Annotated in this window: 13 protein-coding genes and 1 riboswitch; of the genes, 11 read left to right on the top strand and 2 right to left on the bottom strand. The window is 62.5% G+C overall.

Going from position 1 to position 13,114, the window contains the following annotated elements; translation table 11 throughout:
* Positions 1–4: 4 nt before the first annotated feature.
* Together B7O88_RS07135 and B7O88_RS07130 are read right to left on the bottom strand one after the other, a co-directional pair.
* The gene (locus B7O88_RS07135) at positions 5–754 is read right to left on the bottom strand and encodes a hypothetical protein (protein WP_088274663.1); all 750 of its coding nucleotides are present in this window, start codon (positions 752–754) and stop codon (positions 5–7) included.
* A gap of 208 nt (positions 755–962) precedes the next feature.
* Positions 963–2,126 (bottom strand): type III PLP-dependent enzyme, encoded by a 1,164-nt coding sequence (locus tag B7O88_RS07130; protein WP_088274661.1) that lies wholly within the window; start codon positions 2,124–2,126, stop codon positions 963–965.
* A 489-nt stretch (positions 2,127–2,615) separates the two neighbouring features.
* On the opposite strand from B7O88_RS07130, the gene B7O88_RS07125 reads away from it, so the two are divergent.
* From B7O88_RS07125 to B7O88_RS07075, 11 genes are all read left to right on the top strand, one after another.
* Positions 2,616–3,452: a MotA/TolQ/ExbB proton channel family protein gene (locus B7O88_RS07125; protein ID WP_200818432.1), complete on the top strand. Its 837-nt coding sequence runs from the start codon at positions 2,616–2,618 to the stop codon at positions 3,450–3,452.
* Positions 3,442–3,837, top strand: coding sequence for an ExbD/TolR family protein (locus B7O88_RS07120; RefSeq protein WP_088274659.1), 396 nt, complete (start codon positions 3,442–3,444; stop codon positions 3,835–3,837). The genes B7O88_RS07125 and B7O88_RS07120 overlap by 11 nt, the downstream gene beginning before the upstream one ends.
* Positions 3,834–4,262 carry an ExbD/TolR family protein gene (locus B7O88_RS07115; protein ID WP_088274657.1) on the top strand — a complete coding sequence of 143 codons (429 nt, stop codon included), beginning with the start codon at positions 3,834–3,836 and terminating at the stop codon, positions 4,260–4,262. The genes B7O88_RS07120 and B7O88_RS07115 overlap by 4 nt, the downstream gene beginning before the upstream one ends.
* A complete protein-coding gene (locus B7O88_RS07110; RefSeq protein ID WP_088274655.1) occupies positions 4,259–5,008 on the top strand; it encodes an energy transducer TonB in 750 nt (249 codons plus the stop codon). Before B7O88_RS07115 ends, B7O88_RS07110 begins: the two co-directional genes overlap by 4 nt.
* 147 nt (positions 5,009–5,155) lie before the next feature.
* On the top strand, positions 5,156–7,402 hold the full coding sequence (locus tag B7O88_RS07105) for a TonB-dependent receptor (RefSeq protein ID WP_088274653.1): 2,247 nt from the start codon (positions 5,156–5,158) through the stop codon (positions 7,400–7,402).
* 72 nt (positions 7,403–7,474) lie between these two features.
* Positions 7,475–8,158 (top strand): Fe2+-dependent dioxygenase, encoded by a 684-nt coding sequence (locus B7O88_RS07100; protein ID WP_088274651.1) that lies wholly within the window; start codon positions 7,475–7,477, stop codon positions 8,156–8,158.
* Positions 8,159–8,171: 13 nt separating this feature from the next.
* Positions 8,172–9,287 (top strand): alpha-hydroxy acid oxidase, encoded by a 1,116-nt coding sequence (locus tag B7O88_RS07095; protein WP_088274649.1) that lies wholly within the window; start codon positions 8,172–8,174, stop codon positions 9,285–9,287.
* A gap of 235 nt (positions 9,288–9,522) precedes the next feature.
* Positions 9,523–9,623, top strand: a riboswitch (guanidine-I (ykkC/yxkD leader).
* A 53-nt stretch (positions 9,624–9,676) separates the two neighbouring features.
* The gene (locus B7O88_RS07090) at positions 9,677–10,720 is read left to right on the top strand and encodes a putative urea ABC transporter substrate-binding protein (RefSeq protein ID WP_088274647.1); all 1,044 of its coding nucleotides are present in this window, start codon (positions 9,677–9,679) and stop codon (positions 10,718–10,720) included.
* A 46-nt stretch (positions 10,721–10,766) separates the two neighbouring features.
* Positions 10,767–11,585 carry an ABC transporter permease gene (locus tag B7O88_RS07085; RefSeq protein WP_088274645.1) on the top strand — a complete coding sequence of 273 codons (819 nt, stop codon included), beginning with the start codon at positions 10,767–10,769 and terminating at the stop codon, positions 11,583–11,585.
* Entirely contained in the window at positions 11,585–12,367 is a 783-nt protein-coding gene (locus tag B7O88_RS07080; protein ID WP_088274644.1) for an ABC transporter ATP-binding protein, read from the top strand. The genes B7O88_RS07085 and B7O88_RS07080 overlap by 1 nt, the downstream gene beginning before the upstream one ends.
* 26 nt (positions 12,368–12,393) lie before the next feature.
* Positions 12,394–13,110 (top strand): urea amidolyase associated protein UAAP1, encoded by a 717-nt coding sequence (locus B7O88_RS07075; protein WP_088274642.1) that lies wholly within the window; start codon positions 12,394–12,396, stop codon positions 13,108–13,110.
* The last annotated feature ends 4 nt before the right edge of the window (positions 13,111–13,114 follow it).

Here is a 13,114-nt window from a genome sequence, read left to right as displayed (position 1 = left end):
ATCATTAGCCACGCGCTACAGCCCGCTTAGCACCTCGCCGCTTCAACGCTGCCACAATCGCCCTCCCCGGCCACACCGAGCGCCACGTCATCACAAAGGCCCCGTACAAGGTGAGTGACCGCTTGCCGTCGGCATCGATTTCGGGTTTGACCAGGCCCTTATCCAACAGCGCATCAGACTCTTCGCGCAGGAAGGCGGTGATTTCGGCGAAGCCTTGCTCCGCCTGGTAGTCGACTGGCTGCAGGCCACCCTTGAGGCGCTGCCGCAGCTGCGCGTGCAACGACAGCAATTGCTCAACGACCTGCACCTCCGGGAACTGACAACTCTGCTTGATCGGTAGCGCCGGATAGGCTTCCGGGCGGTTGCTGTTGGAGACGTTCAGCCAGCGGCCGTCGGAGAATTTCTGCGAGAACTCGCAGTAGGTGAGATCCGGCTGATTGGTTGCGCTGATGCCGACCACAGTCCCGGCCAGCTTCAATTGCGCGTGCCAGTAGACGCGAAACCAGGTATCGGTGTGGCTATCGTGCAGCGACGAGTTACCTACCACAACGAATCCGGCATCTATCATCTGCTCGTCAAAATAGGGAACGCCTTCGGTGCAACGCTCGAAAAAGTCGTCGTCGCTGACCAATTCAAACTGGACGATGGTGGGTATTCTCTGGGTGCGCCAGACGATGAAAGGTCCGACGATGTTCATAAAAAACGGCCCAATCAGCACCAGTCCGACCAGCCCCCAAAACGCGATCTCAAGCATACGGCTCCCTATATGCGGTTTGTGTGTCCTGCACGGACTGTAACAAACCAGAGAGCAACCAGTGACCCGCTGCCCACCATTCCAGCTGATGGCACATTGAAACTGCGACCTGTACCCCATAAACAAAAACCCCGCGCCGTTGCCGACGCGGGGTTTTCACTTGCAGCTTGAAGCTCACAGCTTGCCGCTGTCTGAAGCGCTGCGCGCTTCAGACATAGATCGCTTCCAGCGGCGGGAAGCCGTTGAATTCGATGGCGCTGTAGCTGGTGGTGTAGGCGCCGGTAGACAGCCAGTACAGGCGGTCGCCAATGGCCAGGTTCAGCGGCAGGCCGTATTTGTAGTGCTCGTACATGATGTCGGCACTGTCGCAGGTCGGGCCGGCGATCACGGCTTCTTCCAGCTCACCCTGCTTTTCGGTCCACAGCGGGAACTTGATGGATTCGTCCATGGTTTCGATCAGGCCGGAGAACTTGCCCACGTCGGTGTACACCCAGCGCTCCAGCGCGGTATGCGACTTGCGTGACACCAGCACCACTTCGCTGACCAGAATACCGGCGTTGGCGATCAGCGAACGGCCCGGTTCGAGGATGATTTCCGGCAGCTCGTCACCAAAGTCTTCCTGCAGGAAGCGGGTGATTTCTTCCGCGTAGGTCTGCAGGGTGTTGGTCTTGGTGATGTAGTTGGCCGGGAAGCCACCACCCATGTTGATCATCTTCAGGACAATGTTGTCCTCTTCCTTCAGACGCTCGAAGATCACCTTGACCTTGGCGATGGCGGCATCCCAGGCGCCGATGTCGCGCTGCTGGGAACCCACGTGGAAGGAGATGCCATAGGGCTCCAGGCCCAGCTCCTTGGCCAGTACCAGCAGGTCCATCGCCATGTCGGTCTGGCAACCGAACTTGCGCGACAGCGGCCAGTCGGCGGTGGTGGAGCCTTCGGTCAGGATGCGTACATAAATTTTCGAGCCCGGCGCGGCCTTGGCGATGTTGCGCAGGTCGGCTTCGGAGTCGGTGGCGTACAGGCGCACGCCCTTTTCGTAGAAGGCGCGGATGTGACGCGCTTTCTTGATGGTGTTGCCGAAGCTGATCTGCTCCGGCTTGACGCCCAGCGCCAGCACTTTCTCCAGCTCATAGATGGAGGCGATGTCGAAGTTCGAACCCTTGTCGCGCAGCAGCGAGAGCACTTCGTTGGCGGGGTTGGCTTTTACGGCGTAGTAGACCTTGGCGAACGGAAAGCCGTCGACCAGCTCGTCGTAGGCACGGTCAATGGTTTTCAGATCAACGACCAGGAAGGGGGTTTCACGCTGGTCAGCGGCGGCCTTCAGACGGCTGAAGGTGTCACGATCGAAGTAGTCGTCAAGTTTGATGGACATGGCGTCGGCTCCAAAGCATTAAGTTCGGGTGACGGACCGCGTGGGGACGAAAAGAGGATCAGATATGCAGGGCAGAGGTGCACACGCACGCCCCGCTCGATGAGCAGGAGCCTGAGGTACGCCTTCCGACGGAAGCGACTCTGAACGCTTTCAGCCAACACACAACCCGGGGGTGCGAACGTCTGATCAGTATCCCCACTTTGGTTCGCCTACTTCCCAAGGCGTGCGCCGAAAGCAATAAGCCCGCTCTGTTCTGCGGTCTTGCTGTCTCGTCGTCAGTACTTGAGCCGTATGGATCGTGCCAGCCTCAACGTTCGGAGCGAACCTTAAAACCAAGCGACCCGGCGGTCAATAGCAGGAAACCATTTATCTGGGACAACGGTATTGCCCGGATGCTCCCGGGCGTATCCCCCCTTGCGTTGAATTTGTTGCAAGAAGTAATGAGAACACCTATCATTTGCGCCTCAATTTTCTCTCCGGAGACCTCCAGTGACAGTAGAAGCCACCTCGCCCCCCGCAATCGAACCCGCAGCCTCCGCGCTCGGCAGCACCGTTCCTGATGCTGCCATTGACGCATCAGCGGCTACCGTCGCTGCTGATCCCGCTCTGACCTCCGCCCCCCTGGATGCCAGTCTGAACGCGGCTGTTGACAATGTTGAGACGGCAACGACCCTGCTGGACACCCTGCGCGAGTGGTTGATCGTCGGCGGTCCGGTGGTCTGGATTCTGCTGGGCATGTCGGTTGTTGCCCTGAGCATCCTGCTGATCAAACTGTGGCAGTTCTATATGCCCGCGCCGGAAGGCACCCGCGCCGTGCGTCGCAGCCTGGCGCTCTGGCACCAGGGCAAGGCCGACGAGGCCATCGCCCAGCTCAATACCCGTCAGACCGTGCCGGCGGTGTTGCTGCTGGCCATGCGCGGCAAGCGCAGCGGCACCGACCAGCAGCTGCTGCGCGAGGAGCTGGAGCGGGTTGCCAGTTTCCGCCTGAACCAGCTCAAACTGCTGCTCCGCCCACTCGAAGTGATTGCCAACCTGGCGCCGCTGCTGGGTCTGCTGGGTACCGTTCTGGGCATGATCGTCGCCTTCCAAAACATGGAAGCCGCTGGCAGCCGGGTTGATCCGTCGGTGCTGTCCGGTGGTATCTGGCAAGCGCTGTTGACGACGGCGGTCGGTCTGGCGGTCGCCATTCCGGTGGTAGCGGTTCACAGCTGGATGGAGCGCCGCGTCGAGCGCATCGCCGCGAGCCTGAACGACGCCGTTACCCAGGTGTTCACCCACCAGCCCAAGCCCCCGGTCGCCAGCGGAAAAGTCGCCAATGCAGCTTGAGGCCTTCCCCGGCAAGAAGCGTCGCGGCATCAGCCTGACACCGCTGATTGATGTGGTGTTCATTCTGCTGCTGTTCTTCATGCTCTCGTCCAACTTCATGCACTGGCGGCAGATCACCCTGTCGTCGGCGGAGCAGTCCGAGCAGACGCCGGACAAGATTGAAGTGGTGCGCGTAGAGTCCGACGCTGGCCGCGTCACCCATGCGGGTAAAAGCTATCAGCTGCAGGATCTGGCCGCGCTGAGCGCGCTGGTTGCCGCCAGCCCGGATGCCGTCTTCGCCGTTGAAGCCGCGCCCGAGGTCAAGACCCAGACGCTGGTAACGCTGCTTGATCAACTGCACCGCGCCGGTGCCCAGAAAGTCTCCATGACCGGAGTGCTGCCATGAAGCTGGTTGCCGAAAACAGCACCCGCAAGGATAACGGCGACGATCAGCTGATCCCGCTGATCAACATCGTGTTCCTGATGCTGATTTTCTTTATGGTTGCCGGCCAGATCAGCCAATCCGACGCCACCTTTGTGTCGCCACCCGAATCCATTGCCGAAGCACCGATTGACGACGACGCACTGCAGATTCTGATCGACGCCGAGCTGACCATCTGGCTCAACGACCAGCAGATCACGCTGGAGGAGCTGGAAGCGCCGCTGATTACCGCCTTTGAGCAAGTGGAAGACCGGGAAAGCTTCACCCTGGCCGTCAAGGCCGATGGCGAGGTCCCGGTCGAGAACCTGCAGGCGCTGCTGCAGCGTATCAAGGCTTCCGGTTTCCGCCGCGTCACCCTGCTGACCCAACCCGGCGAGGCGTTGCCATGATCCGTGCACATCACTGGATTGGCGCCGTTCTGCTCGCCGCTCTCGCGCACATTGCCGTATTCGCCCTGCTGGCCTTCAACCCGCCCAAGGGCACCGCCGCAGCGCAGGGTGAAATGGGTATCGAGATTGATCTGGGCATGCTGGGTGATCTGGGCGAAGCCCAGGAAACCGAGCAGCCGAAGGAAGTCGCGCCCCCCAAGCCGACACCTCCGCCGCCGCCACCGGAACCAGCGCCGGAACCGCCGCGCCAGCAGGCACAGGCGCGCGTGCAGGCCAAACCCAAGCCGCGCCCGGAACCGCCGCGCGAGCAGGTCGAAGCGCCCCAGCCCACCCCTGAGCCTGCACCGGCTGCGCCTGCCGTCGAGACCGGTCAGAGCGACGCCAATCAAGCGCAGCTCAAGCAGTCTACGGGAGTGGGTAACGCAGCCACGGCCGGCGGCATGGGCGGCGCGTCAACCGACTATAAGGCCAAGGTGGCAGCGAGTCTGGCCCGCAACAAGCGTTACCCCCATGCGTCGCGCCGTCGCCGCGAGGAAGGCGTCGCGATTCTGAGCTTCACCATTCATCGCGATGGTTCTGTGACAGGGGCCCAGATCCGCGAAAGCTCCGGCTTTGCGCGGCTGGATCAGGCGGTACTGAAGATGCTGGAAGACGCCTCACCGTTCCCGCCATTCAGCGAGGACATGACCGAAGAGCAGATGACCCTGCGTATTCCGGTCGACTTCAAGGTGGTGAACAGCCGCTGAAGCGCGGACCAAAGAGCAACAGCAGTGCCTGAAAGGAAAAACCGCAACGCGGCGTTAAACCCGGTGTTTTCAGTCAACGGACGTATTCCAGAGAAGAACGCGACGTCGCCAACGTGAAAACACCATTGGAACCAGGAAAAAGAGAGCATGAGCAACAAAACCACCAACGCTGCTGCCCTGCCGGGTAGCGACCTCAGCATGCGCAAGATTGCTTCCCCACACAGTCTGGTCGCCACCTCGCTGGCACTGGCCATCTCCGGCGGCATCGCCAACCCGCTGTACGCTCAGGAAGTCAGCCTCGATACGCTGCACGTTGAAGACACCGGCATTCAGGCCGACGCCAACCCCTACGCTGAAGAAGCTGCACCGTACAAGGCCCGCACCCTGTCTGACAGCCGTCGCACCCGCGACATCGCAGACACGCCGCAGACCATGACCGTGATCACCCGCAGCGCCATCGAAGACTCAGGCAAGACCGAGCTGAAGGACATCCTCAGCGCCCAGCCGGGTATCACCCTGGGCACCGGTGAAGGCGGCAACTCCTTCGGCGACCGCTACATCATCCGCGGCTACGAAGCCCGCAGCGACATCTACACCGACGGTCTGCGCGACCCGGGCCTGATTACCCGCGAAACCTTCGCGCTGGAGCAGGTCGAAATCGCCAAGGGCCCGAGCTCGACCTTCGCTGGTCGCGGCTCCACCGGCGGCGCGGTCAACAGCGTAACCAAGAAGGCCAACCTGTGGGATGACTTCACCACCGTTGAAGGTGGCCTGGGTACCGACGACTTCGAGCGTTATACCCTGGATACCAACCGCGTCCTGACCGACGACCTGGCCATCCGTTTCAACGGCCTGTACACCGAAGCCGAAGTGCCGGACCGCGGCCCGGCTGAAAAGCGTCGCACCGGCGCGCTGATCTCCGGTATCTACCAGCCGCTCGACGAGTTCAAGGTTCTGGCTGACTACTATTACGCACGCAGCGATGACCGTACCGATCCGGGTACCTTCATGACCAATGGCAAGCCGGACGATGATGGCAAGTATGTCGGCCAGAGCGGTCTGGACTTCCAGCGCACCGGTGCGGACATTTTCACTCTCGGTTTTGAGTGGGAACTGGGTGACGGCCTCAAGCTGGAGAACAAGAGCCGTATCGGTTCGACCGAGAACAGCTACATCATTTCCGCCTACAGCTCGCGCAGCGGCGGCACCCGCGCCTTTACCGGCTGGCAGGAAAACGACTACATCGGCAACCAGACCAACCTCACCATCGACAAGATGTGGGGCGAGGTGCGTCATACGCTGGTTACCGGCATGGAGTTTGCCAACGAGCAGACCGATGCAGGCGGCTACAGCGTCACCCCGAGCAGCGTACCGGTTAACCCCTACAACCCGGATAACAGCGCCTGGAGCGGCACCACCAGTCGCGGAGATGCGGTCACCAAGCTGGAACTGGAAACCGTCTCGGCCTACGTGATGGATACCATCACGCTGAACGAGGATTGGGAAATCTTCGGTGGCGTGCGCTATGACCGCTTCGACTACTTCATGGACAAGGCCGAGAGCACCGGTCGCGGCGGCGTGATCATTCCTGCTGCTACCTACAAGTACAACGATGCCTTCTGGAACGGCCACATGGGCGTGGTGTACTCGCCATGGGAGCACGGTAACGTCTACCTGAGCTGGAGCACCTCCTCCAACATCAACGGCGGTGAGGCCGATGCCGGCACCAACTGCGGTTACGGCGGCATCTGCACCGACGACGCCGGCAACTACGCCAATGCCGAGCCGGAGCAGTCCACCAACTGGGAACTGGGCACCAAGTGGAACCTGCTGGATCACCGTCTGTTGCTGACTGCAGCGGTATTCCAGACCACCAAGGAAGACGTCATCGAAGGCGGCAACGACTCCTATCAGAGCGGCGGCAGCCTGAATACCGGCAAAAACCGTGTGCACGGTATCGAGCTGGGTCTGGCCGGCAATATCACCGACCGCCTGAGCGGCCAGATCGGTGCAGCCGTGATGAACTCCGAGACCCTGGAGTCGTTTGACCCGGCCAACGAAGGTCTGCCCAAGGCCAACTTCGCCGAGAAGAGTGCCAACGCCCAGCTGCGCTATCAGCTGACGCCGGCCTTCGCCTTCGGCGGCACCATGACCTACTCCAGCGAAATCTTTGGTGGCCAGCCGGACACCGGCGCCAACGGCAACATCGTGCTGGACGGCTATACCGTCTACGACCTGTTTGCCAGCTACAAGGTCAACGAAAATCTGGACCTGCGCGCCAACCTGCAGAACCTGTTCAACGAAGACTATTACACTGCGGTGTACCGTGGTGGCAGCATCGTGTACAAGGGTGACGCACGCAACGCTCAGCTGACTGCCCGCTACAAGTTCTGATGCGGCAACGTTGAGCACGACGACAGCGGCGGGGCTACCCCCGCCGCTGTTCCGTTTCCGAGGGAGACTTTTATGATCATCGTCATTCCCGGTGTTTTCAGCCCGACCGAAGTGGAGCGCATACGCGGCCACCTGGACGCCGCCGACTGGCAGGATGGCAACGCCACAGCCGGTGCTCAGGCGCAACAGGTCAAGCAAAACCAGCAGCTGCCACTCGACAGCCAGCTGACCCGCCAGCTGGGCGAGATCATCCTGTCCACGCTCGGCAAACACCCGACCTTTATATCTGCGGCATTGCCGCTGAAGATTTTCCCGCCGATGTTCAATCGTTACCGCACCGGCGAAACCTACGGCCTGCATGTGGACAACGCGATCCGCTACGCACCCGGCAGCCCGACTCCGATCCGCACCGACCTGTCGGCCACCCTGTTCCTCTGCAGCCCGCAGGAGTACGCAGGCGGCGAACTGGTCATCGAGGACAACTTCGGCAGCCAGCGCATCAAGCTGGAGGCCGGCGATCTGGTGCTGTACCCGTCCACCAGCCTGCATGCAGTGACTCCGGTAAGCTCCGGGGCGCGCACCTGCGCGGTGTTCTGGCTGCAGAGCATGGTGCGCAGCAATCAGCAGCGCGAAACCCTGTTCGAACTGGACCAAAGCGTTCAGGCGCTGACCGCCGAGCTGGGCGCCGGCCACGGCGAGGTCATGCGCCTGTCCGGCGTCTATCACAACCTGATTCGCCACTGGGCGGACACCTGAGCGAGATGCCCTGATGAGCCTGCCAGACCACACTCCGCTGCGCGCGCCCCTTACAGCAATTCCGCGTGACCTGGTCAGCGTCGCCGACTACGCCCGCTACGCGCCCGGGTTCATCGCTCCGCCCGTGCTTGAGTACATCGCCGGCGGTGGCGCGGATGAAGTCACACTCAAACGTAACCGCCAGAAGCTGGATGAGCTGATGATCCTGCCGCGGCCGCTGGTCGACTGCACCCGCGGCGGCACGCACACCACAGTGCTGGGTGAACACCTGCGTCACCCGCTGCTGCTGGCACCGGTTGCCTTCCAGCAACTGGTGCACCCGGATGGCGAACTGGCTACCGCCACCGCTGCCAGCGTGCTGGAAACCGGCATGGTCGTCAGTACGCTCGCCAGCCAGCCGCTGGAAGACATCGCCGCGCGCCTTGAGAGCCCGCGCTGGTTTCAGCTGTACATGCAGCAGAGCCGCGACTTCACCCTGAGTCTGGTCCGCCGCGCCGAAGCCGCTGGTTACAGCCAGCTGATGGTTACCGTCGACGCACCGCTGCACGGCATCCGCAACCGCGCCCAGCGCGCCGGCTACCAACTGCCCGCAGACATCGAAGCGGTCAACCTGGCAGGCCGCCCGCCGCTACCAAGCGCCAGCTTCGATCCCAGCCAGAGCATTGTCTTCCAGGGCATGATGAGTGAGGTGCCAACCTGGGACGACATTGCCTGGCTGCAGCAGCAAACGCGTCTGCCGATCACCCTCAAGGGCCTGCTGCATCCGGCTGATGTGAGGCGCGCGCAGGACATGGGACTGGCCGGTGCGGTGATCTCCAACCACGGCGGCCGCACGCTGGACTGCGTGCCCAGCGCCATCGAGATGCTGCCGCGAATCCGTCAGGCGGTCGGTCCGGACTTCTGCCTGCTGCTGGACGGCGCCATCGAACGCGGCACCGATATCTTCAAGGCCATAGCGCTGGGCGCCAACGCCGTGCTGATCGGTCGTCCGCAACTCTACGCGCTGGCCGTCGCCGGCCCGCTTGGCGTAGCGCACATGCTGCGGGTGCTGCGTGAGGAGCTGGAAGTGACCATGGCATTGGCAGGCACACCGACTATTGCCGATATTACTCCTGACGCCCTGATCTAGGACGCCAGCCAGAGCAGGGCATGCCCCATCGCTGTACCCTCTCCTGCCGACCCGCATTACGCACTGCCGTTGCGCACCAAAACAGAGCGGCGCACCAGGAGTGCGCACCCCTCTTCATGCACCGTCCTGGTGCCCAGCCCCAAGTGCCCGTATTCCGGGGCTTTGCCCATTCTGGTCTGCATATTGCTTTGAACTGAGCGTTCGCACTCCGCACGACCGCGCGACACACAATTTGCAAATAGAGCGCTAGGGTTCCGGCCGCTGTAGCGGTGCCTGGTCCGAGAGCACTCGACCTTTCAGACAAAGGTTACACGGCGGGATAAAAGCCCGGGAGACGATTGGCACCACTGCCAGGAGTGCTCCACGTGACATTGACTGAGAGGTTCCCGATGAAAAGATTCTCCGCCCTGCTACTCAGCTCCCTGCTGCTGTCGACCACAGCCCAGGCACAGGACAGCTTCAAGGTCTGCTGGTCGATCTATGCCGGCTGGATGCCCTGGGCCTACGGCGCCGAAAGCGGCATCGTCAAGAAGTGGGCCGACAAGTACGAAATCAACATTGATGTGGTGCAGATCAACGATTACATCGAGTCCATCAACCAGTACACCGTGGGCGAGTTCGACGCCTGCACCATGACCAACATGGATGCCCTGACCATTCCGGCCGCCGGCGGCGTCGACAGCACGGCACTGATCGTCGGCGACTTCTCCAACGGCAACGACGGCATCGTGCTCAAGGGTGCCGACGAGCTGGCCGCCATCAAGGGCCAGAACGTCAATCTGGTCGAGCTGAGCGTGTCCCACTACCTGCTGGCCCGCGCACTGGACTCGGTGGGTCTGCGCGAAGCCGACGTGCAGGTGGTCAACACCTCGGACGCCGACATGGTCGCCATCTACGGCACCGATGATGTCACCTCGGTCGCGACCTGGAACCCGCTGCTGAGCGAAATCAGCCAGCAACCCAGCAGCACCGTGGTGTTCAACTCGGCGCAGATTCCGGGCGAGATCATCGACCTGCTGGTGATCAATACCGAGACCCTGAATGCCCATCCGGAACTGGGCAAGGCGCTGACCGGTGCCTGGTACGAAATCATGGCGACCATGAGCAGCGACAGCGAGCAGGGTGTTGCCGCCCGCAGCTACATGGCTGAAGCCTCCGGCACCGATCTGGCCGGTTACGAAGCCCAGCTCGCCGCGACCAAGATGTTCTATACCCCGGCCGCCGCACTGGAGCTGACCAACAGTGCGCAGCTCAAGCAAACCATGCAGTACGTCGCCGAGTTCTCCTTCGACCACGGTCTGCTGGGTGACGGCGCACCGGATGCCGGCTTCATTGGCGTGCAGATGCCCGCTGGTGACTACGGCGACAGCAGCAACCTGAAGCTGCGCTTTGACCCGACCTACATGCAGATGGCTGCCGACGGCGCGCTCTGAGCCCTGAAACACACCGGGCGCAGTTGCGCGCCCCAGCGGGATGCATATGAAGCGACTGATCAATCTCACACCACCACCGGCCAGCCGGCTGTTCCTTGGCCTGCTGCCGTTCGCGCTGCTGTTGCTGCTGTATGTGATTGCATCGGACGCACGGCTGGCCGAGAACGCCAACGACAAGCTGCTGCCGGCGTTCAGCCAGATGGGTGAAGCCATTGACCGCATGGCGCTTGAGCCGAGCAAGCGCACCGGCGAATACCTGTTCTGGCAGGACACCGCCAGCAGCCTCAAGCGCCTCGGTCTGGGCGTGCTGATCGCCGCCGCCATCGGCCTGGCGCTGGGGCTGTTTACCGGCGCCCTGCCGCTGGTACACGCCGGGGTCAGCCCGCTGCTGACGGTGGTGTCACTGATACCGCCGCTGGCGATTCTGCCGGTGCTGTTCATTCTGTTCGGGCTGGGTGAAGCCTCCAAGGTGATCCTGATCGCCATCGGCATCACCCCGTTCATCGCCCGCGACCTGCAGCGCCGCACCCAGGAAATCCCCAGCGAGCAACTGGTCAAGGCACAGACCCTCGGCGCCAACACCAGCCAGATCATGGTCCGCGTGCTGCTGCCGCAGCTGATGCCGAAACTGATCGATGCCGTGCGTCTGTCGCTGGGCGCGGGCTGGCTATTCCTGATCGCCGCCGAGGCCATCGCCGCCACCGACGGTCTGGGCTACCGCATCTTTCTGGTGCGTCGCTACATGTCGATGGACGTGATCCTGCCTTACGTGGCCTGGATCACCCTGCTGGCCTTCCTGTTCGACTGGCTGCTGGCGACCCTGTCACGCCGCCTGTTCCCGTGGAACGCCCAAGGAGCCCACTGATGATTGAAGTCAAGAACGTCGGCAAGAGCTACGACGGCAACCCGGTGCTGGAGCGCCTGAACGTCACCGTCGCCGAAGGCGAATTCGTCACCCTGGTCGGCGCCTCCGGCTGCGGCAAGAGCACCTTCCTGAAAATGCTGCTGGGCACCGAATCACCGACCAGCGGCGAGCTGCTGCTCGACGGCAAGCCGATTGCCTCCGAACCCGGCCCGGATCGCGGCATCGTGTTTCAGCAATACTCGGTGTTCCCGCACATGACCGTGCTGGAGAACGTCATGGCGGCGGTCGGCTTTGCCCAACGCGGTCTGACCGGCTACCTGTTCGGCAGCAAGCGCAAACAGGCCCGCCAGGAGGCCGAAGCGATTCTCACCGAGGTCGGCCTTGGCCATGCGCTGAAGAAGTACCCGCACGAACTGTCCGGAGGCATGAAACAGCGTCTGGCGATTGCCCAGGCGCTGCTCGGCAAGCCGCGCATTCTGCTGCTGGACGAACCCTTCGGTGCGCTTGACCCCGGCATCCGCGCCGACATGCACGAACTGGTGCTGCGCCTGTGGCAGGAACACAAGCTGACCATCTTTATGGTCACCCACGACATCAAGGAAGGCTTTCACCTCGGCACCCGGTTGTGGGTGTTCGACAAGGTGCGACACGACCCGCACGCACCGCAAGCCTACGGCGCCACCATTACCTACGACCTGCCGATCGACCACCGCGCCCGGCAGCCGGCGCCGCAAACCACCGAACAAACCATTGCCCCGCTGCTGGCCGAGGCCGCCAGCTGAGCCACCGAACCACGGAGACAAGGCAGATGACGCTGAATACCTATACCACCGACATCCCCGGCGCCAGCCACTGGTCCCTGCGCGTGCGCAAGGGCACCCTGATGCGCCTGACCGACCTGGCCGGCGACGCCAACGTCGGCATGCTGTTCTACAACCCGGAAAACCTGCTGGAGCGCTACAACGCACCAGACACCCTCAAGTGCCAGCACACCTTCAAACTGACCCGTGGCAACTGCCTGTACTCCGACATGGGGCGCATCTTCGCCTCCATCGTCGAAGACGATCTGGGCTGGCACGAAAGCGTCTGCGGCAACAGCAACGCCGCGCAGGTAGCCGAACGCTGGGGCGCGCGTGACTACCAGAACGCCCGCAACGAATGGCACCAGAACGGCTACGACGCCTTCCTCGTCGAGCTGGCCAAGTACGGACTGGGCCGCGCCGACATGGCCGCCAACCTGAACCTGTTCAGCAAGGTCGCCACCGACGACGAAGGCCGCATGCAACTGGTCTCAGGCCACAGCAAGGCGGGCAATCAGGTGGCCCTGCGTTTCGAAATGGACACGCTGGTGCTGCTGCATACCTGCCCGCACCCGCTCAGCAGCGCTGAAAGCTACCCCTACACGCCGGTGCGCATCGAGCTGAGCCAGGCCGCTCCGGTTGGTGACGACGATTTCTGCCGCAACTTCCGCCCGGAAAACCAGCGCGGCTTCCAGAACAACGCCCTGTACCACCTGGGCAAGTAAGCGA

Origin of the sequence: Halopseudomonas aestusnigri (assembly GCF_002197985.1) — a bacterium.
Taxonomy (GTDB): Bacteria; Pseudomonadota; Gammaproteobacteria; order Pseudomonadales; family Pseudomonadaceae; genus Halopseudomonas; species Halopseudomonas aestusnigri.
This window is presented reverse-complemented; position numbering and strand designations above follow the sequence as displayed.

Bases quoted from the DNA above. Each gene is read 5' to 3' on its own strand.
- B7O88_RS07135 (WP_088274663.1), bottom strand. From the start codon at position 754: ATGCTTGAGATCGCGTTTTGGGGGCTGGTCGGACTGGTGCTGATTGGG.
- B7O88_RS07130 (WP_088274661.1), bottom strand. From the start codon at position 2,126: ATGTCCATCAAACTTGACGACTACTTCGATCGTGACACCTTCAGCCGT.
- B7O88_RS07120 (WP_088274659.1), top strand. From the start codon at position 3,442: ATGCAGCTTGAGGCCTTCCCCGGCAAGAAGCGTCGCGGCATCAGCCTG.
- B7O88_RS07115 (WP_088274657.1), top strand. From the start codon at position 3,834: ATGAAGCTGGTTGCCGAAAACAGCACCCGCAAGGATAACGGCGACGAT.
- B7O88_RS07110 (WP_088274655.1), top strand. From the start codon at position 4,259: ATGATCCGTGCACATCACTGGATTGGCGCCGTTCTGCTCGCCGCTCTC.
- B7O88_RS07105 (WP_088274653.1), top strand. From the start codon at position 5,156: ATGAGCAACAAAACCACCAACGCTGCTGCCCTGCCGGGTAGCGACCTC.
- B7O88_RS07100 (WP_088274651.1), top strand. From the start codon at position 7,475: ATGATCATCGTCATTCCCGGTGTTTTCAGCCCGACCGAAGTGGAGCGC.
- B7O88_RS07095 (WP_088274649.1), top strand. From the start codon at position 8,172: ATGAGCCTGCCAGACCACACTCCGCTGCGCGCGCCCCTTACAGCAATT.
- B7O88_RS07090 (WP_088274647.1), top strand. From the start codon at position 9,677: ATGAAAAGATTCTCCGCCCTGCTACTCAGCTCCCTGCTGCTGTCGACC.
- B7O88_RS07085 (WP_088274645.1), top strand. From the start codon at position 10,767: ATGAAGCGACTGATCAATCTCACACCACCACCGGCCAGCCGGCTGTTC.
- B7O88_RS07080 (WP_088274644.1), top strand. From the start codon at position 11,585: ATGATTGAAGTCAAGAACGTCGGCAAGAGCTACGACGGCAACCCGGTG.
- B7O88_RS07075 (WP_088274642.1), top strand. From the start codon at position 12,394: ATGACGCTGAATACCTATACCACCGACATCCCCGGCGCCAGCCACTGG.